An 18,156-nucleotide genomic window follows, 5' to 3' on the forward strand; every position below is an offset into this window, starting at 1 on the left:
AGGGTCTTGTGGGACATGTCCACAGGATGTATACAAGTTGCCTATGAGCAGTGTGCAGAATGTCGGCAGACGGGCGGGGTCCGCTCAGGACCTCGCCTACGACTGGCTGAAGAGGCATATCTCCGAGCTTCCCCGGGACGGTGGGGTGTTCCTGAGCGAGTCGGAGGTGGCCCAGGCGGCGGGCACCTCGCGGACGCCGGTACGCGAGGCTCTGCTGCGGCTGGAGACCGAGGGGATGCTGAGGATCATCCCGAAGAAGGGCGCCTACATCCCGCCGGTCCCCGACAGCGAGATCGAGAGCGTGATGCAGGCGCGCGGGCTGGTCGAGGACTGGTGCGTCCGGCGCGTCGTCCCGGCGGAGCCGGCGTTCGTGGCCGAGCTCGAACAGATCATGGACGAGCAGCGGGCGCTGATCGACGATCCGGTCGGGTTCATCGACCGGGACCGGGCCTTCCACCGGGCGATCGTCCGCCAAGCGGGCAACCCCGTGCTCGCGGAGTTCTACGAGTCGCTGCGCGAGCGGCAGATCCGCATGGGGCTGCGCGCCGTGGCGCGAGAGGAGAACCGCGCGAGGACGGTGCTGGACGAGCACGCGGCGATCGTCGCCGGCCTTGTCGCCGGCGACGCCGGCGAGGCCCTCGCCGCGCACCTGGCGAGCACGCTGGCGGTCCTGCGGCTGCCGGTCTCCGGCGAGCGGGCCGGCGGGCGCTCGGTGAGCGGGCTGTCGTGAGGGTCGCGCTGGTCCAGGTGGACAGCCCGGCGGGCGAGCCCGCCGGGGAACGCCGTGCCCGAGTCGGAGACCTCGTGCGGTCCGCGGGCGAGGCCGATCTGGTGGTCCTGCCCGAGCTGTGGGCGGCGGGATACTTCGCGTTCGACGATTATGCGGCGGAGGCGGAGGATTTCGAGGGCCCGACCTTGGCGGCCGCACGCGGCTGGGCCGGAGAACTGGACGCGCACGTCCACCTCGGCAGCTTCGTCGAGCGCGACGCGGACGGGCGGCTCTTCAACACGGCGGTGCTGCTGTCGCCGGAGGGCGAGGTCGAGCATGTCTACCGCAAGATCCATGTGTTCGGTTACCGGTCGCGGGAGGCCGAGCTGCTCACCGCGGGCGACGATGCACCGGTGGCCGCCACGGCGATCGGCCGGGTCGCCGCGACGACCTGCTACGACCTCCGGTTCCCGGAGCTGTGGCGGAGCCTGGTCGACGGCGGCGCCCGCACCGTGATCGTCCCGGCGGCGTGGCCGGCGGCGCGCCGGGAACACTGGCGGCTGTTCACGTCCTGCCGCGCGGTCGAGGAGCAGATCGTGCTCATCGCCTGCAACGCCGTCGGCGTCCAGCACGGCGTCGAACTCGGCGGGCACAGCCGCGTCGTCGACCCCTGGGGCACGGTGCTCGCGGAGGCCGGCGCCGAGCCGGGCGTCACCTGGTGCGACGTCGACACGGCGGTCGTCGACCGGGCACGAGCCGAGTTCCCCGTCCTCGCCGACCGGCGCGGCGATCTGCCCTTCGCCGGAAATGCCCCTGCCCCCCACTCTGGAACGGCGGCCCCACGCGCATGACGTCGAGCACACTGCTGAACCTCACCATCGCCGGTTCCGGCGAGCCGCTGCCGGTCAGCCCGGAACGGCTCGTCGTCGCCGGATACACGGGCGCGGACGAGACGGCCGTGGCCAGGCACATCGAGGAGCTGGCCGCCATCGGCGTCCCGCCGCCGGCGGCGGTGCCGATGTTCTACGACCTCGATCCGGCGCTGCTCGGCACCGGCGCCCGCGTCGAGGTGGGCGGGCCCGCCACGTCCGGGGAGGTGGAGCCGGTGCTGATCCGGCACCGGGGCGCCTACTTTCTGGGCGTCGGCTCCGACCATACCGACCGGGCGCTCGAACGGAGCGACATCGCGGCCGCCAAGGCGGCGTGCCCCAAACCAGTCGGCACCGCCGTGCTGCCGATCGGCCCCGACCCGTCCTTCCCGGAGTGGGACAGGATCGAGGCGAGTTGCGCGGTGGACGGACGCGCCTACCAGGCGGGCCAGGCGTCCTCGCTGCGGCATCCGGCGGATCTGGTCGAGCGCATGACCGCCGTCCTGGGCGAGGTCTCCGGCGACCTGGTGCTGTTCTGTGGAACGTTCCCGCTCCTGGACGGCTCCTTCGTGCACGGTGAGACCTGGTCGCTGAGCCTGCGGCTCCCCGGGCTCGCCCAGCTGACGCACACCTACACGACCGCATCGAGGCAGGAGCGCCCATGAGCAAGCCCGAACACGAGTTCTTCCCGGTCGCCGACGTCGACTTCACCGTCTGCCCAGGCGGCGACCCCAAGATCACCGAGCGGATCCTGGCCGCGGACGGCGACTCGGGCGTCGCCACCCGCGTCCTGCGGTACGAGCCGGGCGCCGACTCGACGCCGATGGGCGTCCAGCGGCACGACTTCTGGGAGGAGGTCTACATCCTGGAGGGCTCGTTCGTCGACCTCACGCTGGGTGAGACCTTCACGGCCGGCATGTACGCGTGCCGCCCGCCGGGCATGCCGCACGGCCCCTGGCGGACCGATGAGGGAGTGCTCACCTTCGAGGTCCGCTACCGGGACCGGTCATGACCGTCCGGTCGCGACGCCGCCGCTTGCTCTCGCCGGTCCTGGCCGCCGTGCTGGTCGCCGGTGGGTGCGGCTTCGGGACGGGGCCGGGCGACAAGCTCACCTGGAAGGTCGGAACGCTCCAGTGCTCGACCGACTGCGGCTTCCTGAAGATGGCCGAGGAGAAGGGCTTCTTCAAGCGCCGCGGCGTCCACGTCGAGTTCGTGACGCTGCAGAGCGCCTCGCAGGCGCTGCCCGCGCTGGCCTCCGGCGAGGTGGACGCGGTCGAGCAGAACGCCGGTGCCTTCTTCATCGCCTCCGAGCGGGGAGACCTCGACGCCTCCATCATCGGCTCGACCATGATCGGGCTGCCGTGGGCGATCTACGCGAAGAAGGGGATCACCAGCCTGGCGCAGCTGCGGCGCAAGAGCATCGCGATCTCCTCGCCGACGGGACTGCCGACGACGATCGCGAACGTGATGTTCGCACGGGCCGGCGTCTCGCCCGCGTCCATGCAGCGGCTCAACGGCGGCGGCAACGCCGACCGCTACCGGGCGGTCGTCGCGGGCACCACCGACAGCGCGTCCTCGCCCGCCGACTATGTGCCCCGGGCCCGCAAAGACGGCGTCAACGTGGTGGCCTTGTCCACCGACGTCGTCCCGGACTACCCGCGGTACTCCATCATCGCGCGCAACGACCGGCTGGCCGCCAAACCCCAGGCCGCGCGCCGCTACCTGGCCGGGCTGATGGACGGGTACCGCTACGCCTACGCCCATCCCCGCGAGACCAAGGCGCTCGCGGCCAAGGAGGCCGGCACCACCGCCGACGACCCCTATGTCACCTACATGTACGACCTGATCGCAGGGAAGCGGCTCGTGGACCCGGACGCCGGCGTCGCCCGGCCGCGGCTGGAGTACCTGTCGAACCTGCTGGTCAAGACCGGGCAGCTCAGCCGCCCGGCCGACCTCACCACGCTGGTCGACGACGGCCCGCAGCGGGACGCGCTCGCGATGGCGCGTCCGTGACCGACCCCCTCGCGGAGAAGGAGAAGCCCATGGCCGCAAACCAGGCGGGCGTGTCGATAGAAGACGTGTCCAAGACCTTCGTCACGCGCACCGGCAAACAGGTCGACGAGGTCCATGTGCTCGACCACGTCTCGCTGCGCGTCGAACCGGGCGAGATCGTCGCTCTGACCGGGCTGAGCGGCTGCGGCAAGACGACCCTGCTGCGCATCCTGCTCGGACTCGAACGGGCCGACTCCGGGCGCGTCCTCGTGAACGGCTCCGAGGTGACGGGATGCGGCGCGGACCGCAGCATGGTCTTCCAGAACGCGCAGCTCTTCCCCTGGCGCAGCGCCCTGGGAAACGTCGAGTTCGGCCTGGAGGCGCGCGGCGTGCCGAAGAGCGAGCGGCGGCGGACGGCGCTGGAGAAACTCGAACTCGTCGGACTCGGCCACGCCACCGACCGCCGGCCCGACCAGCTCTCCGGCGGGATGCAGCAGCGCGTCGGTCTGGCCCGGGCGCTGAGCGTCGACCCCGCGGTCCTGCTCATGGACGAGCCGTTCGGCGCGCTCGACGCGCAGACGCGCGAGGGCCTGCAGGCCGAGGTGCTGCGCATCCACCGCGAGACCGGCAAGACGATCATCTTCGTGACGCACGACCTGGACGAGGCCGTCCTGCTCGCCCACCGCGTCGTCCTGATGGCCCCGAACCCCGGCCGGATCGACCGGATCTTCCCGATCGAGCTGCCGGCGCCGCGAACCGACCTCGTGACCGTGCGGGGCCGCAAGGAGTTCGGCGCGCAGCGCCACGAGATCTGGCACCGGCTCATGACCGGGGCGTCCGCGCAGGCCGCGGCGGAACCGGCGACCACCTAGCCCGCTCCCGGACGGAGTACAGACATGACCACCACCGAGCACGGCGAACAGCGAGCCGCCCGCCCCGCGGAGCCCGCCCGCACCCGGCCCCCGTTCCACCGGCGGCACCGCAGCGGCCTGATCACCACCGCGTCGATCGTCGTCGTCCTGGCGTTCTGGGAGATCACCGGACGCCGCATGAACCCGATCTTCTCCTCCTACCCGAGCGCGATCGTGCGGAAGTTCGACGTCCAGGTGCGGTCCGGGCTGCTGCCGCAGGCACTGCTCGACAGCCTCCAGCCGCTGCTGCTCGGCTTCTGCGTCGCGGCGCTGATCGGCATCCCGGTCGGCCTGCTGATCGGCCGCTACCGCGCGGCGGACGCCGCGCTGGGCGTCTACGTCACCGCCGGCTACGCCATGCCGCTGGTCGCCCTGATCCCGCTGTTCATGCTCTGGTTCGGGCTGGGGTTCACGGTCAAGGTCGTCATCGTCGTGGTGATGACGGTGTTCCCGATCGTGATCAACACGCGGGCCGGGGTGCGCGCGGTGCCGCGCGCGCTGACCGAGGTCGGCACGTCCTTCATGGCCTCGGAGTTGCACATCGTCCGGAAGATCATCCTGCCGGCCACCGTGCCGCACATCATGACCGGCCTTCGGCTGGGCATCGGGCGCGCGGTGATCGCCATCGTCATCGCCGAGTTCTTCACCGCGATCGGCGGACTCGGCGGGCAGATCATCCTGGCCGGCCAGCGGTTCGACACCGCGGGTCTGTTCGTGCCGGTGACCGTGCTCATGGTCCTCGGCGTCGGGCTCACCCACCTGGTCGGCTGGCTGGAGACGAAGGTGGCGCCCTGGGCCGGGCCCGCGGACACCGACCAGGACTGAGCCCGACGACCACGCCTCACCGAGGGAGACCATGTCAGACCGAGAGCACATCATCGTCGCCGGCGCCGGCCCGGTGGGCGCCGTCGCCGCCCTCGCGGCCGCGCAGCGCGGGTTCCGCGTCACGATCATCGAACGGAACGCCGGCATCGAGACCGACAACGCGCCCCGCGCCGCGACGTTCCACCCGTCGACGCTGGAACTCATCGACGAGATCGGCGTCATCGACGCGTTCATCGCCGCCGGACTCGTCTGCCGGTACTTCGACTTCTGGGACAAGACCACCGGAACCCTTGTCGCCCGGATGGACCACGACTTCCTGCGCGACGACACGCCCTTCCCGTACGTGGTGCAGACCGAGCAGCACAAACTCGTCCGGATCGTCCTGGACCGGCTGCGCCGGATGCCCGGCGTGGACATCCGGCTCGGCTGGAGCGTCGACTCGATCGGCCAGGACGCCGACCGCGTCACCGTGCGCGCGAGCCGCGGCGCGGACACCGACGTCCTGACCGGCGACTGGCTGTTCGGCTGCGACGGCGGCCGCAGCACCGTCCGCAAGGCCATCGGCACCGAGTTCGAGGGATACACCTGGCCGGAACGGTTCGCGGTCCTGACCACGCGCTACGACTTCGGCGCCGAGATGGGATGCAGCACGCGCAGCTACTTCGCCGACCCCGGCCAGTGGGCCAACCTGTTCAAGGTCGCCGGCGACGACATGCAGGGCCGCTGGCGCGTGGTGTTCGCCGCCCACCCCGACCAGACCGACGAGCAGGTCCTCGGCGACGAGCACGCGGAACGGGTGATGTCGGCGATCCATCCCGCGACCGGGCCGCGGACGCTCGTCCACCGCAACATCTACAACGTCCACCAGCGGGTCGCCGCGGCGTTCCGGGACGGCAGGGTCTTCCTGGCGGGCGACGCCGCCCACGTCAACAACCCGATCGGCGGGCTGGGGCTGAACTGCGGCGTCCACGACGCGATGGAACTGGTGCGCACCGTCGATCAGGTGGCCGCGGGCCGGGCGGACGCGGCGCTCCTCGACCGGTACGAGCGCCGTCGGCGAACGATCAACATCGAGTTCGTCCAGCAGCAGACCATCGACAACAAGCAGCGGCTGGAGGAGAAGGATCCGGCGGCCCGGCGCGCCCGGCTGGACCGCCTCACTGAGATCGGCAACGACAAGGAGTCGCAGCGGCTGTTCCTGCGCAGGACCTCCCTGCTGGACGCCGTCGTGCGAGCCCGAGAGATCAGCTGACCCACCGCCGTCCGAGGAGGACGAGACCTTGCGCATCGCCGTACCCGACCTGATCTCCCCGTCCTACTTCCCCGCCATCGCGGCGGTGGATCTCGGCCTGGCCCGCGACGAGGGGCTGGAGGTCGAACTCGACCTGCTCTACCCGGTCACGGAAGCCGCCGAGGCGCTGCGCGCCGGGAAGATCGACTTCCTGGCCGGGGCGGCGCACGCGCCGATGCACGCCTTCCCGGGCTGGCGCGGAGTGAGACTCGCCGCCGCCCTGTCCCAGCGCACCTACTGGTTCCTGGTCATGCGCGCGGACCTGGGCATCGCCCGAGGCGACCTCGGCGCGCTCGGCCGAGTCCGCATCGGAGCCGCCCCCGGCCCCGACCTCGGCCTGCACCGGCTGCTCGCCGCCGCCGGGATCGACACCGCTCGGCACGGCATCGAGGTCGGCCCCGTGCCGGCCACCGAGGGCACCGGCACCTCCTTCGGCCTCGCGGCGGCGCGGGCACTGGGGGACGGGCTGATCGACGGGTTCTGGGCCAACGGCATGGGCGCCGAACTCGCCGTACGCGAAGGCACCGGCGCCATCGTTCTCGACGCCCGGCGAGGCGATGGCCCCGCAGGCGCCGACGCCTACACGTTCCCCGCGCTCGCGGTCACCGAGGAGACGATCGAACACCGCCCGGACGACGTCGCGGCCATGGTCCGCGCCATCGTCCGCGCCCAGGACGTACTCCGCGCCGACCCCGGCCGTGCCACGGAGGTCGGCGAACGGCTCTTCCCCCCACGCGAAGCGTCCTTGATCACCGAACTCGTCCGCCGCGACGCGCCGTTTTACGACGCCCGCATCGACGAGCCGACGGTCGGCGCCCTCCTGGACTTCGGCCGCGACTGCGGCATCCTCAACGACCCCGTCACCTACGACGCCGTCGTGGCGACCCGCTTCGCAGACCTCTGGAACCAAGCGGAAGGAGGCACGTGACCCGAGCGCCGAGCCAAGGACCGGACGGGCTTGATCGGGGCACGCGTGCACGTGACGTGTATCCGCAAGCCACATAGGCGATGCGTTGAGTGGGTCGCGTGGGGCGCTTTCCGCCCTGGTGCACTCGCGCGACGAGGAGGTGCTCGCGGCTGCGGAGCGCACCGCGATCGACGCTGGCGTGAACCTGGCGTGCAACCTCACCGGCGGGATCCTGGTCAACCAGTCCGCGGCGGTCAGCGACTTCCACGGCACCGGTGCCAACCGGGCGGCGACCGCGTCGTTCACCGCCCCGGGCTTCATCGCAACCCGTTTCCACGTCGTCCAGTCACGGCGGCCCGCGGAAGGGGGAGGCGGGTGATCGTCACGGCACGGCCAGCGCCGCCAGCACGGACTCGGCGAGGGTGCGCCCGACGCGCTTCGCGGACCACCCGAGGGTCGAGGTGAGGTCGACGATTACGCGCTCGTCGAGCAGCGTGACCCACACGAGCACGGCGTACTCGACGTCCTGTGGCGGCAGGACCTCATCCGCGACGAGCTCCTCGATGATCGCTGCGAGCTCCTCGAAGAGCGCCGACGTCGGCGGATCGTCGCGGCGCACGCGTTCGAGGAAGCCGTCCGCGCTCCGGATGTGGGTCGCGGCCCGCCCCCAACCGGCGGCCAGGGCGACCCAGCGCGCGCAGGCGGCTTCGAACCGGCGCCGGCCCCGCGTCCGTGCGGAGAGCCCGGCGAGCTCGGCGACCAGCTCGTCGATGAGCCGCTGGTAGAACTCGGCGAACACGTCGTGCACGCCCGCGAAGTGGCGGTAGACCGTGGCCGTCGCGACCCCGGAGGCACGGGCGAGGTCGGGAAGGGTGAACGCGGTGCCCCTTTCGGCCAGCAGCTCTCCGGCCGCATCCAGGAGCCGGTCGCGCGTCTCGGCGGTGTCGCTTCGCGCTGGCCATGGGAGACCCGGTCGGCGCCAAGGTCGCCAAGAGCCTGGACCGGCCCGGCGCGGACGTCACCGGCAGAGTCGACTACGTCGATCCCAAGATCGTGCTCGATCAGATCATGAAGATCTCGCCCGCGCCCAAGCGCCTCGGCACCGTGTACGACCCGTCCAACGAGAACATGCACGTCTGGGTGGCCGCGCTGCGCACAGCGGCCCGTGCCCGCGGGCTGACCCTGGCCGAGAGCACCATCTCCGGGCCGGGCGACGTGCCCACCGGCATCCGGGGACTGGTCGGGCGCGCCGACACCGTGCTGATCGGCCCCGACGCGACGGTGTTCGCCGGCCAGGCCGCCGTCGGATCGATCGCCGCCACGCAGCACATCCCCGTCTACCTGTGCGGCGGCGACGCCGACACCAGCGGCATCCTGGCCAGCGTCGGGCCGGACTACCGGGCGATCGGCCGGCTGGCGGCGGACGCGGCGAGCGCGGTACTGGGCGGAAAACCGGCCGGGTCGGTGCCCTTCGGACGGCCGAGCGGCGTCGGATTCCAGATCAACAAGAAAACCCTCGGAGTGCTCAAGGTCACCGTGCCGCCGAGCATCCTGTCGTCGGCGGTGGTCAAATGACCGGCACGTGCACGCGGAGGCGATGATGGACCGCATCCTCTTGGACGCCCTGGTCACCGGGTTGCCCATGATCCCGGTGTTCCTCGGCATCTACACCGTCTTCCGGCTCCGCGAGGACTTCGACCTGACCGTCGAGGGAAGCTTCGCGGCCGGCGGTGCGGTGACCACCGTCACGCTCATCGCCGGCCTCCACCCGGCTCTGGCACTCGTGGCCGGAGCCCTCGCCGGAGGCGTCTGCGGGGTGCTCACCGCCGGCCTGCACCTGTGGCTGCGGATCCCGGTGCTGCTCGCGGGCCTCGTGATGAGCATCGGGCTGTTCAGCGTCACCCTGCACATCCTGGGCACGCCCACGAGGAGCCTGCTGGCCGTTCCAACGGTCTTCACCTGGTTTCCGGCGACTCCCGGCGCAGGCGCCGACCTGCGCATGTCCATCATCCTCGCGGTGTTCGTGACCGCGCTGGTCACGGCGTACGCGTGGTTCCTGCGGACCGAGGTCGGCCTGGCCCTGCGGGCGACCGGTGTGAACGCGCTGATGGCCCGCAGCCAGGGCGTCAACGACCGCGCGATCACCGTGCTGTCGCTGTTCCTGGCCAACGCCATGGCCGGGTTCGGCGGCGGACTGATCGTCCAGACCCAGGGCTACGCCGACGTGAACATGGGCATCGGCACGTTCGTCGCCGGGATCGGTGCCCTGCTGCTCGGCGAGCTGCTGGTACGGCCCGGCCGCTCGACCGTGCTGCGCATCGTCGTCTGCGTCGCCGCCGGCACCCTCGCGTACCGGCTGATCCTGGTGGTCGCGTTGCGGGCGGGCCTGCCGGCGGGCGACCTTCGCGGGGTGACGGCGCTGACCCTGGTCGTCGCGGTCGCCGCGCAGCGTCACCTGCGCGACGCCGTAGGCGCGCTGCGAGCCCGGATGACGCCGGACCCGAAGCTGGAAGGGAGCACGCGCTGATGCTCGAGCTCGACGAGGTCGGCCTCGTCCACAACCATCGGCGTACCGACGAGGTCGTCGCCCTGAAGGACCTGTCGCTCACCGCCCCCGCCGGGCAGTTCGTGACGGTCATCGGTAGCAACGGCGCGGGCAAGAGCAGCCTGGTACGGGTCGTGTCCGGCGCCGCGCGCCCGACCAGTGGCCGGGTACGGCTGTGCGGCCGCGACATGACGCGGCTTCCCGACTACCGGCGCGCCGGCCTGGTGGCGCGAGTCTTCGACGACCCGCGCGCCGGTACCGCCCCGGAGCTGAGCGTCGAGGACAACATGGCGCTGGCGATGAGCCGCGGCGAGCGGCGTACGCTCCGCTTCGCGCTCTCGGCCAAGCGGCGTGCGCTCATGCGCGAGCGGCTCGCGGAGCTGGGCCTCGGCCTCGAAGACCGGCTGCCCGACCGGGTCGGGCTGCTGTCCGCCGGGCAGCGGCAGAGCCTGACCATGGTGATGGCCGGGCTGACCCGCCCAGAGGTCCTCCTCCTGGACGAACACCTCGCGGCGCTCGACCCGGGCACGGCGCAGCGAGTGCTCGGCCTGACCGCCGAACTCGTACGCGGTGTCGGCTGCACCACGCTGATGATCACACACAACATGGACCACGCCCTCGCGCTGGGGGAGCGGTTGCTCGTCATGAGCCGCGGGCGCGTGGTGGCAGACCTGGACCAACGGGACAAGCGCGCCGCGTCCGTCGCCGACCTGGTCGAGCTGATCGCAGGCGCCGGCGACACCGTGAGCGACCGCATCCTGCTTCGCGAGGACACACCGATCGAAACGACGAAAGGGCAGCAGTGACGGACGCCATCGCCGGGACGCGCACCTTCTACGGAGCCACCGAACGCTTCGCGACCCTGGACGAGGTCGTCGACGCGTGCCGCTCCGCCCTGTCCGACGACGTCTGGGACTTCCTCGAAGGCGGCGCCGGCGCGGAGACCACCCTGCGCGCGAATCGCGAGGCGTTCGGCCGATGGACGTTCCGGCCCCGAGCCATGAGCGGACGAGAGCGGCCGTCGACCGCCACGACCTTCCTCGGAATCTCGCTGGCACTGCCCCTGCTCACCGCCCCGTTCGGCGCCGACGGGCTGTTCCACCCCGACGGGCAGATCGCGGTCGCCCGCGCGGGCGCGGCCGAGGGCGTCGCCGCGATCGTCCCCGAGGCGGGCACCCATCCGCTGGAGCGGGTCGCCGAAGCCGCACCCGCGTCCGCGCATCGCCCAACTGCACCCGATGGGGCCGCCGGATAACTTCCTCACGATGCTGCGCCGGATCGAGGACGCGGGCTACCAGGCGGTGTGCCTGACCGTCGACTGCCCGACGGGCGGATGGCGCGAACGCAACATGCGCAACCGGTTCGACCCGGACCCGGCGGTCATCACCGGCAACTACCCCATGGACGGGGACGTCGCGCCCGAAGAGGTCTTCGGGCAGCTGTTCACCAAGACGGCGCGCGTGTGGGGCTGGGACGACCTCGCCGGCCTGATGGCGCGCACGCCGCTGCCGTGGATGGCCAAGGGGATCCTGACCGGCGAGGACGCCGACGCGGCCGTACGCGCCGGGGCGAGCGCGGTGCTCGTGTCCAACCACGGCGGCCGGCAGCTCGACGGCGCGCCGGCCGCGTTCGACCAGCTTCCCGAGGTCGCCGAGGCAGTCGGGGATCGTGCGCGGATCGCCCTCGACAGCGGCGTACGGCGCGGGTCGGACGTCGTGAAAGCACTCGCCCTCGGCGCGGACGTCGTGAAAGCACTCGCCCTCGGCGCGGACGTCGTGGTGCTGGGCCGGCTCGCCGCGTACGGGCTCGGCGCGGGCGGCGAGGCCGGGGTCCGCCGCGTCCACCAGCTCCTCCGCGGCGAGATCGAGACCATCCTGACCCTGCTGGGCCGCGGCGGCGTACGCGACATCGGCCCGGACGCCGTACGCCAGAGCGCCTCATGATCACCGTCGAAGGGCAGAGCCCCGCCTTCTCCGGCGCGGTAACGGCGGGCTCCCTGGTGTTCACCTCCGGTCTGGTCGCGCCGTCCGCGCTCGCCGGGAACGCCCTCGGCTTCGCCTGCCAGGCACGCGAGGTGCTCGATCAGCTGGGCGCGCTGCTCGCCCGTGCCGGCAGCGACCTCGTCCACGTGCTGCGGGTGGAGGCATTCCTCACCGACGCGTCGTACCTGCCCCGGTGGAACGAGGTCTTCGCGCAGGTCTGGACGGACCACCGCCCGGCGCGTACGACCGTGCTGGCCGCGCTGGCGCTCCCCACCGCCCTGATCGAGGTCCAGGCCGTCGCTGCGACCATCGACGGCGATCAGGACGCGGTGACCAGGCCGGCGTGGTAGGCGATGACGTCCCACCCCCACCCGTGAGCACTTTCGAGACAGAGAGCGATCCGCCATGTCAAATAGTGATTTTCCCGGGCCTGAACTCAACACCGCGGCCACGGTGTCCGTCGCGGCCAGGCTGAACCGGCTACCCAGGACGCGCATCCATCGTGGCGGTCATCTGCATGGGGCTCGGGCAGTTGGCGAGTCCGCCGGTGATGGTGTCGGGGTATTCGCGGTGGATGATGGCGCGGATGCTGCCGTCGCGGGCGGCCGGGGGCCTGTTCGCCGGGATGTGGGCGCTGCTGCGCGCGCTGGGCGGGGTGCCCCGGTCGCTGGTGTGGGACAACGAGGGCGACGAGTTCGAGACCTTCTACAACGCACACCGCCCGCACCAAGGCATCACCAACGCCCGCCCGCTGAAGCCGCTGCCGCCACCGATCACCGAACCAGACCAGATCGCCCACCTGAACATTCGAAGAAGAGAACGTCTGGGCGGCATCCTCAACGAGTACGAACATGCCGCTTGACCTGCTCAGACGAGGGTTTCGGCAGGGACAACGTCGATCTGGAACCAGCGGCACCTGCTTCACGCGCTTTGTGAGTGTTACGGCGTCGACGCTGCACCGGATTCGGGCGATGTTGCGCGCGGCGTTGAATGCCGTGCTGCGGGCGAGGCTGATCGAGGAGAACCCGGCGTCGCTGGTGGTGCTTCCATCGGCGCGGCGGCCGCGTGCGGTGGTGTGGACTGCGAGCCGGGTCGAGCAGTGGCGGCGGACGGGGGAGCGCCCGAGCGTGGCGGTGTGGACGGTCGCGCAGACTGCGCAGTTCCTCAACGGCATCCGGAGCCATCGGCTGTACGCCGTCTACCACCTGATCGCGCTGCGCGGGCTGCGGCGCGGCGAGGCGGCCGGATTGCGGTGGTGCGAGGTCGACCTGGACGCAGGAACCGCGGTGATCTGCCGGCAGGTGCAGCGCAGGAACGGCCGGCTGACCGCGTACGCGCCCACCAGCGGTTGATCGCTGAGCAGGCCATGCCGCCGATCCGGTTGCACGATCTGCGGCACGGCCCCGCGACACTGGCCCTGGCCGCGGGGGTGGAATTGAAGGTGGTGCAGGAGATGCTGGGGCATTCCAGCATCGTGCTGACCGCCGACACCTACACCAGCGTCCTACCCCAGGTCGCCCACACCGCCGCCGAGAAGACCGCCGCACTGCTCATGCACGCCGCCGGCATCGTGCCCGGCACCAACCGCCGCCGCGGCAAAGGCCCGACCCGCCGCAAGCGGTACGCCCCGCGCAACGGACAGGCGCGGCTGCCCCGAAAGCGCACCAGTAGGACGAGCAGGCCTACGCGTGCGCGCCCCCGGGCTCGACCGGCCGCGAAGCCTCCCGCGTTGTAGCGGGCGCTTGTACGCGACTCAGAGCTTCGGCCCTCGACATGAGATCTGCGACCGGAAAGGACAACCACATACCATCTCCGCACCTGACGACCGGACGGTGCGCGATCCAACCTGCCCGAACGGCGGCCTAGGGGAGAAGAGCCCCTTAGTAGGTCTCTGTGCCTGGATCCCCGTCCCCAGGAGGGCCTCAGCCCGGCCCCAGGCATGATCAGCCACGCGCGGTGTAGAGCGCGTTTGCCCTGGTCAGGGATGGTGGGTCGCGTGGGACTCGAACCCACAACCTACGGATTAAAAGTCCGAAACTGTCGTTTCGGAGTGGCCTGCTCGGTGTCGGCTGGTGTCGATCCGTCCGCATCGAGCCCGATTCGCGTGCCGCATGGTGCCGCCGTGTACCGATCCGGTTCGGAACCGCCGAGCCGACAACGAGCCGACACGGACCGCTGGCGGCTCTGCGGCTTCCTCGACAGCTGAACTTTTGGACCTGCATGGATGGCGCTTTCAGCATACGCAACGTCACTGCCCTGGTACGGGCGGAGATCAGTCGATGCGGCGGTTACTCCTGCCGGCTCAGTTATGCGCTTCGGTTGTAGGCGCCGCTCGAGCGTGCGGTAGGCGCGGGAAGTAGGGTTCGATGTGTGCCTGAGCCCGATGATGTTCTCACCGAGGGTGCTGCGATACGCCTGGCCGGCGACAACGTCATCGGCCGCGAGACCGTTGGGGCCTCCGTCATGCTCGGCGACGCCGCAACGGTGATCATCGCAGACCCGCTGGACGGGCTCGACGTGAGCGGCGTATGGAACGGCAGCCGGTTCCACCTCCACGGACCATTGGTCGGCGACGTCGGCGTCCGCCTGTTCGGCCACCCTCCGGACTCTCCGAAATGGAGTTGGACCCGAAGCTCGGACGGGCGGCCGGTTCACCTGCTGACCCGGCTGCCGGAAGGCTGCGTATACCTGGGAGTCGGCAGGCCGGTGCAGGGCGGCTACGCGGACGGATGTCTGACCTTCGCAGCCCTGACGATAGAGCCGGAACTGACGCTGGAACTCTTGGACCGGGTCAGGCCGCCTTCCGAGCTCGGGACATTGCCGAATCTGGACTGGCTCGCGCGCATGACCGCGAGTCCGCTGGAGGCGCTGGCGCAGTTCGTCGAGGGCTGGATTCCCGAAATCGACCAGGACCTCGGCGACTTCGTGGCGGCGCCATGGGACGTGCCCGAACCGCTTGCCGTGTTCTATCGGCTGGCTCGGCGTCGGCCTGCGCTACTCGGTGTTCAGAACCGCCTGCGGTCTCCCCGCACCTGGGAGGAGAGGCGCGACGGTCTGATCGCCTTCGGCGATGAGAACCAGGGCGGATTCATCTGGCTGTTCGATCCGTCGCAGCCTGACCCTGAGGTATGGATCGACGAGGACGGGGACGGAGTGCGCCGGGAGCACCAGCCGATGAGCGGCTTCCTGCTCCAGTTCGCCCTGTTTGAGGCCATGATGAACGCTCCCTACAAGGCCCTGCACACCGCTCTGGCCGTCGAGCACGTCGACAAGCTGGCGGCCGCGCTGACTCCGGTGCCGTGGGAGCCCTGGCGCTGGCCGAACGACTCCACACGCTTCTACGTCGCACCCGGTGTGATCGCCACGACGATGGACCAGTGGCACGGGAACACTTCAGCGTGGGTCGGTGCCGTACATCGCAGCGTTCTCCGGCCACTGAGGCAGCTCGGCATCCCCTGGGAACACTTCGACGGCTGAGCCACCGAAAAGACCGAGCCGATCCACCGCCGCACCTGGCGCACCCGCGGCCAAGCCGAGTACACCGGTCGTAGCACCACGAGGTGCAGCCGGACGGGCATGTCAGGAAGCCGGGCAGAGGTCATCGGTGGCCGCGTTCTTCGGGAGCCCCCGCAGTTCCTTGCCGCGAAGCTCCCGTCCACCCAGGATCGAACAGATCCGTGCGATCTGAGTTTTTGGGGAAAGTGGCACCTCGAACGGCTTCCACTTCGCCGGGCTTCCACCATGCACCAGCGGAGTCAGTTCCAGCGCTGTCGCGTCGACGCCGTGATAGAGCGTCTTCTGCCAGCCGTCGCCGGATCGGGTGAGGACCAGCGTGAGCGTTCCTCCGTCTGTTTCGAAGGCTATCTTGCGACCGCCGTTGAGCCAGGCGAGGCCAACCGCCGTCGTCTCGTTGTACAACCGGAAGGACTCGGTGCGGCTGAGCCGGACATGCTCGATACGGACGGGGTGCGCGCCCAGCCGCCATATCGAGGCCCAGTCGCCTGTGATCGCCGCGAGGTGCGTTCCGTCGGGCGACAACTGGGTCACCGCCCCGTCTTGCGGGGTCGGTCCCTCCCGGGTGTCCACGGGCACGTGCCCGACAAGTTTCCTCCGCTGCAGGTCCACGATGTAGAGCCCGTCCCGTCCAGGAGTCTCGACCGAGGCCGTGGTGCCGTTTTCGGCCACGCGGAGTTCGATTTCTCCAGAAGATTTGATGAGACGACCGACGTCGATGTTGGTAGCGATCGGGTGTCGGCCCTGGGTGTATTTCGTTTGGACCAGGGTGCCATGCTGGACGAGTAGACCGCCGTCGGGTCCGGCGCCGATGGTGGTATCAGGCAGCGTTCGCCTCTTGAGCTCGGGCACGCTAAAGGAAGCGGTGGCCCCCTCGGTGGCTATCAGATGGGTGTCGTCCGGGCTGAACCGCAGTTCGGGGCCCAGCTCATCGGTCAGGGTGGCCTTAGCCTCGATCTTTCGTGAGGTCGGTTGGGTCGCGGAGCGACCCAACCGACGCTTCGATTTCGGCGGTGGGTCAGCCGTTGGGCCCGACTGTCGCGTCGGGTGGGCGGGGTTCCACGGGCCCGGGGGTTCTCCTTCCTGGTGTTGATGGGACGGTTCAAGCTGGTCAGGGCGCCGGGAGCATCTGCAGGCGCCCGATCGCCGAGGCGATCAGGCCGGTCCAGGGCCAGTGGCGGGCCAGTCGGAGCCGGAGTCGTCTGCCGCCCCGTGCCAGGCGTCCGGCGGCCGAGAAAACCCGCAGGCGCAAGCGTTTGGGTTCCCAGCGGCGGGCCGGGTGATCAGCGAAGGCGAGCATCTGGGCCCAGGCGGTCAGGTCGGTGGCCAGTGCCACCAGTTCGAGCCAGATCTGGTTGGCCGCGAAGCTGTGCAGGGGCAGGTTGCGCAGGCCGGTGTCCTTGGCGCAGCGGATGCGGTCTTCGCAGCGGGCGCGGCGGCGGTGGCGTAGTTCCAGGTCGGCGAGCTGTCCGTGCCTGCCGCCGGGCCGGGTGCCGGTGACAAAGCAGGTGAAGCGGTGCCCGTCGAGGTCGGTGAACCGCAGCTGCGCGCCGGGGTGGGGGCGTTCGCGGCGGACGATGACCCGCATCCCCTTGGGCCAGCCCGTCAGGTCCAGCATCCCGGTCAGCTCGGCCACCCACGCCCCGGGGCGGGGCCTGCGGTCGGCGTCGTAGGCGCACTGCCAGATGTGCTCGGGCAGGGCGAGGATCGCGGCGCAGATGTCGTCGGTGAGGGTGAATCCGATCGAGTACTTGATGCGGCGGGCGGTGACCCAGTCCAGGAACTCGTGGGTGCCGCCGCCTGAATCGGTCCTGATCAAAACTTGTTTGTGCAGGCGGGTCGGGATCTGGTTGAGGGCCAGGCGCCCTGCGGTGATGTGGTCGGCGGCGGTGTTGGATCCGGCGTTGCCCGGCCGCAGCACCAGCGCGGCGGCCTCGCCGGTCCCGCCCGCACCGTGGTCGATGAACGCGGTCATCGGATGGAATCCGAAGGTGCGCTTCCACGTCGGGGCCGCATTCTCCTTCTCCGAGTGCGCGAGCACGACCGTGGCGTCCAGATCCACCGGGATCAGCCCGCCGCCTGTCCCAGGGGCGTGCTCGCCGGCCAGGTCCCAGGCCCGCTCGCGAGCCGCCGCCCGGGCCTTGCGGATCGCCCGCAACGCCTGCGGGCCGGCCTGGGCCAGGGTGGTGACCAGCCGCGACACCGTCGGATCCGAGGGCACCGGCCCGAACAGCTCCGGCTCGGCCCGCAGGACCGCGATGTCGGACAGGCAGTCCCCGCCCAGCGCCAGCATCACCGCCAGGTCCGCGACGACCTTGCCCGGATCATGGGTCGCCCGCGGCCTGCGCCACCGCTCCAACCCAGCCGAAAGAGCCTGGTCGAGCCCGGTGACCCGGAGCGTCTGGGTCAGCAGCACCCCGCCGGCCTGACCGACGATCCCCGCGCCGTCCGAAGACACCGCGAGCTTGACATGGCGACCTGTAGTCTTCACGCGAAAAGTGCTTTCGGACTGGCGCGGACAGGACTCTCGACAAGCCCTATCCTCCCAGCTCGGGGGCACTTTTCTTGTCTAAACGGTCACTCTCGACCCGCCGCCCGATGAAAGCCCGAGG

The 18,156-nt window shown here is 70.7% G+C and carries 22 protein-coding genes and 2 pseudogenes; 20 read left to right on the plus strand and 4 right to left on the minus strand.

Annotation, left to right across the window (positions count from 1 at the left end):
* Positions 1-43 precede the first annotated feature (43 nt).
* From F8568_RS21790 to F8568_RS21835, 10 genes are all read left to right on the plus strand, one after another.
* Positions 44-730, plus strand: coding sequence for a GntR family transcriptional regulator (locus F8568_RS21790; protein WP_151595594.1), 687 nt, complete (start codon positions 44-46; stop codon positions 728-730).
* Positions 727-1,560 carry a carbon-nitrogen family hydrolase gene (locus F8568_RS21795; RefSeq protein ID WP_151595595.1) on the plus strand — a complete coding sequence of 278 codons (834 nt, stop codon included), beginning with the start codon at positions 727-729 and terminating at the stop codon, positions 1,558-1,560. The genes F8568_RS21790 and F8568_RS21795 overlap by 4 nt, the downstream gene beginning before the upstream one ends.
* The gene (locus F8568_RS21800) at positions 1,557-2,243 is read left to right on the plus strand and encodes a DUF2848 family protein (protein ID WP_151595596.1); all 687 of its coding nucleotides are present in this window, start codon (positions 1,557-1,559) and stop codon (positions 2,241-2,243) included. The genes F8568_RS21795 and F8568_RS21800 overlap by 4 nt, the downstream gene beginning before the upstream one ends.
* Positions 2,240-2,590, plus strand: a complete 351-nt coding sequence (locus tag F8568_RS21805) for a cupin domain-containing protein (protein WP_151595597.1) — start codon at positions 2,240-2,242, stop codon at positions 2,588-2,590. The genes F8568_RS21800 and F8568_RS21805 overlap by 4 nt, the downstream gene beginning before the upstream one ends.
* On the plus strand, positions 2,587-3,591 hold the full coding sequence (locus F8568_RS21810; protein ID WP_151595601.1) for an ABC transporter substrate-binding protein: 1,005 nt from the start codon (positions 2,587-2,589) through the stop codon (positions 3,589-3,591). The genes F8568_RS21805 and F8568_RS21810 overlap by 4 nt, the downstream gene beginning before the upstream one ends.
* A 29-nt stretch (positions 3,592-3,620) precedes the next feature.
* On the plus strand, positions 3,621-4,442 hold the full coding sequence (locus F8568_RS21815) for an ABC transporter ATP-binding protein (RefSeq protein WP_151595602.1): 822 nt from the start codon (positions 3,621-3,623) through the stop codon (positions 4,440-4,442).
* Positions 4,443-4,466: 24 nt separating this feature from the next.
* Complete coding sequence (locus tag F8568_RS21820) at positions 4,467-5,306, plus strand: ABC transporter permease (RefSeq protein ID WP_151595603.1); 840 nt, start codon at positions 4,467-4,469, stop codon at positions 5,304-5,306.
* A 31-nt stretch (positions 5,307-5,337) separates the two neighbouring features.
* Positions 5,338-6,558 carry an FAD-dependent oxidoreductase gene (locus F8568_RS21825; protein WP_151595604.1) on the plus strand — a complete coding sequence of 407 codons (1,221 nt, stop codon included), beginning with the start codon at positions 5,338-5,340 and terminating at the stop codon, positions 6,556-6,558.
* A gap of 28 nt (positions 6,559-6,586) precedes the next feature.
* Entirely contained in the window at positions 6,587-7,525 is a 939-nt protein-coding gene (locus F8568_RS21830; RefSeq protein WP_151595605.1) for an ABC transporter substrate-binding protein, read from the plus strand.
* Between the two features lie 118 nt (positions 7,526-7,643).
* The gene (locus tag F8568_RS21835) at positions 7,644-7,883 is read left to right on the plus strand and encodes a hypothetical protein (RefSeq protein WP_202125214.1); all 240 of its coding nucleotides are present in this window, start codon (positions 7,644-7,646) and stop codon (positions 7,881-7,883) included.
* A 3-nt stretch (positions 7,884-7,886) separates the two neighbouring features.
* Here the strand turns inward: F8568_RS21835 and F8568_RS21840 are convergent, their stop codons facing one another.
* Both F8568_RS21840 and F8568_RS51090 read right to left on the minus strand, forming a co-directional pair.
* The gene (locus tag F8568_RS21840; RefSeq protein WP_236008997.1) at positions 7,887-8,312 is read right to left on the minus strand and encodes a hypothetical protein; all 426 of its coding nucleotides are present in this window, start codon (positions 8,310-8,312) and stop codon (positions 7,887-7,889) included.
* 12 nt (positions 8,313-8,324) lie between these two features.
* Positions 8,325-8,423 (minus strand): annotated as a pseudogene (locus F8568_RS51090) (TetR family transcriptional regulator); the annotation flags it as partial.
* Positions 8,424-8,464: 41 nt separating this feature from the next.
* Here F8568_RS51090 and F8568_RS21845 point away from each other — a divergent pair.
* From F8568_RS21845 to F8568_RS21880, 10 genes and pseudogenes are all read left to right on the plus strand, one after another.
* Positions 8,465-9,079: an ABC transporter substrate-binding protein gene (locus F8568_RS21845; protein WP_151595607.1), complete on the plus strand. Its 615-nt coding sequence runs from the start codon at positions 8,465-8,467 to the stop codon at positions 9,077-9,079.
* A 7-nt stretch (positions 9,080-9,086) separates the two neighbouring features.
* Entirely contained in the window at positions 9,087-10,031 is a 945-nt protein-coding gene (locus F8568_RS21850; RefSeq protein WP_202125215.1) for an ABC transporter permease, read from the plus strand.
* Positions 10,031-10,855 carry an ABC transporter ATP-binding protein gene (locus F8568_RS21855; protein ID WP_151595608.1) on the plus strand — a complete coding sequence of 275 codons (825 nt, stop codon included), beginning with the start codon at positions 10,031-10,033 and terminating at the stop codon, positions 10,853-10,855. Before F8568_RS21850 ends, F8568_RS21855 begins: the two co-directional genes overlap by 1 nt.
* The gene (locus F8568_RS49725; protein WP_202125216.1) at positions 10,852-11,304 is read left to right on the plus strand and encodes an alpha-hydroxy-acid oxidizing protein; all 453 of its coding nucleotides are present in this window, start codon (positions 10,852-10,854) and stop codon (positions 11,302-11,304) included. Before F8568_RS21855 ends, F8568_RS49725 begins: the two co-directional genes overlap by 4 nt.
* Before the next feature lie 10 nt (positions 11,305-11,314).
* Positions 11,315-11,992, plus strand: coding sequence for an alpha-hydroxy acid oxidase (locus F8568_RS49730; protein ID WP_268896332.1), 678 nt, complete (start codon positions 11,315-11,317; stop codon positions 11,990-11,992).
* Positions 11,989-12,381, plus strand: a complete 393-nt coding sequence (locus F8568_RS21865) for a RidA family protein (RefSeq protein ID WP_151595609.1) — start codon at positions 11,989-11,991, stop codon at positions 12,379-12,381. The genes F8568_RS49730 and F8568_RS21865 overlap by 4 nt, the downstream gene beginning before the upstream one ends.
* 176 nt (positions 12,382-12,557) lie before the next feature.
* Positions 12,558-12,716 (plus strand): annotated as a pseudogene (locus F8568_RS48415) (IS21-like element ISMyma9 family transposase); the annotation flags it as partial.
* 166 nt (positions 12,717-12,882) lie between these two features.
* Positions 12,883-13,383 (plus strand): site-specific integrase, encoded by a 501-nt coding sequence (locus F8568_RS21870; RefSeq protein ID WP_151595612.1) that lies wholly within the window; start codon positions 12,883-12,885, stop codon positions 13,381-13,383.
* Positions 13,380-13,766: a tyrosine-type recombinase/integrase gene (locus F8568_RS21875; protein WP_202125218.1), complete on the plus strand. Its 387-nt coding sequence runs from the start codon at positions 13,380-13,382 to the stop codon at positions 13,764-13,766. The genes F8568_RS21870 and F8568_RS21875 overlap by 4 nt, the downstream gene beginning before the upstream one ends.
* A 635-nt stretch (positions 13,767-14,401) precedes the next feature.
* The gene (locus F8568_RS21880; protein ID WP_151595613.1) at positions 14,402-15,508 is read left to right on the plus strand and encodes a hypothetical protein; all 1,107 of its coding nucleotides are present in this window, start codon (positions 14,402-14,404) and stop codon (positions 15,506-15,508) included.
* 102 nt (positions 15,509-15,610) lie between these two features.
* On the opposite strand, the gene F8568_RS21885 is transcribed toward F8568_RS21880, so the two are convergent.
* Complete coding sequence (locus F8568_RS21885) at positions 15,611-16,537, minus strand: hypothetical protein (RefSeq protein ID WP_151595615.1); 927 nt, start codon at positions 16,535-16,537, stop codon at positions 15,611-15,613.
* Between the two features lie 118 nt (positions 16,538-16,655).
* Positions 16,656-18,035 (minus strand): IS1380 family transposase, encoded by a 1,380-nt coding sequence (locus F8568_RS21890; RefSeq protein WP_151595617.1) that lies wholly within the window; start codon positions 18,033-18,035, stop codon positions 16,656-16,658.
* Positions 18,036-18,156 lie beyond the last annotated feature (121 nt).

This window comes from Actinomadura physcomitrii, assembly GCF_008923205.2.
Classification (GTDB): Bacteria; Actinomycetota; Actinomycetes; order Streptosporangiales; family Streptosporangiaceae; genus Spirillospora; species Spirillospora physcomitrii.

Coding starts and splice junctions, on each gene's coding strand:
- F8568_RS21790 (WP_151595594.1), top strand. CDS start 44: ATGAGCAGTGTGCAGAATGTCGGCAGACGGGCGGGGTCCGCTCAGGAC.
- F8568_RS21815 (WP_151595602.1), top strand. CDS start 3,621: ATGGCCGCAAACCAGGCGGGCGTGTCGATAGAAGACGTGTCCAAGACC.
- F8568_RS49730 (WP_268896332.1), top strand. CDS start 11,315: ATGCTGCGCCGGATCGAGGACGCGGGCTACCAGGCGGTGTGCCTGACC.
- F8568_RS21800 (WP_151595596.1), top strand. CDS start 1,557: ATGACGTCGAGCACACTGCTGAACCTCACCATCGCCGGTTCCGGCGAG.
- F8568_RS21845 (WP_151595607.1), top strand. CDS start 8,465: ATGGGAGACCCGGTCGGCGCCAAGGTCGCCAAGAGCCTGGACCGGCCC.
- F8568_RS21820 (WP_151595603.1), top strand. CDS start 4,467: ATGACCACCACCGAGCACGGCGAACAGCGAGCCGCCCGCCCCGCGGAG.
- F8568_RS21810 (WP_151595601.1), top strand. CDS start 2,587: ATGACCGTCCGGTCGCGACGCCGCCGCTTGCTCTCGCCGGTCCTGGCC.
- F8568_RS21855 (WP_151595608.1), top strand. CDS start 10,031: ATGCTCGAGCTCGACGAGGTCGGCCTCGTCCACAACCATCGGCGTACC.
- F8568_RS21870 (WP_151595612.1), top strand. CDS start 12,883: ATGCCGCTTGACCTGCTCAGACGAGGGTTTCGGCAGGGACAACGTCGA.
- F8568_RS21865 (WP_151595609.1), top strand. CDS start 11,989: ATGATCACCGTCGAAGGGCAGAGCCCCGCCTTCTCCGGCGCGGTAACG.
- F8568_RS21805 (WP_151595597.1), top strand. CDS start 2,240: ATGAGCAAGCCCGAACACGAGTTCTTCCCGGTCGCCGACGTCGACTTC.
- F8568_RS21825 (WP_151595604.1), top strand. CDS start 5,338: ATGTCAGACCGAGAGCACATCATCGTCGCCGGCGCCGGCCCGGTGGGC.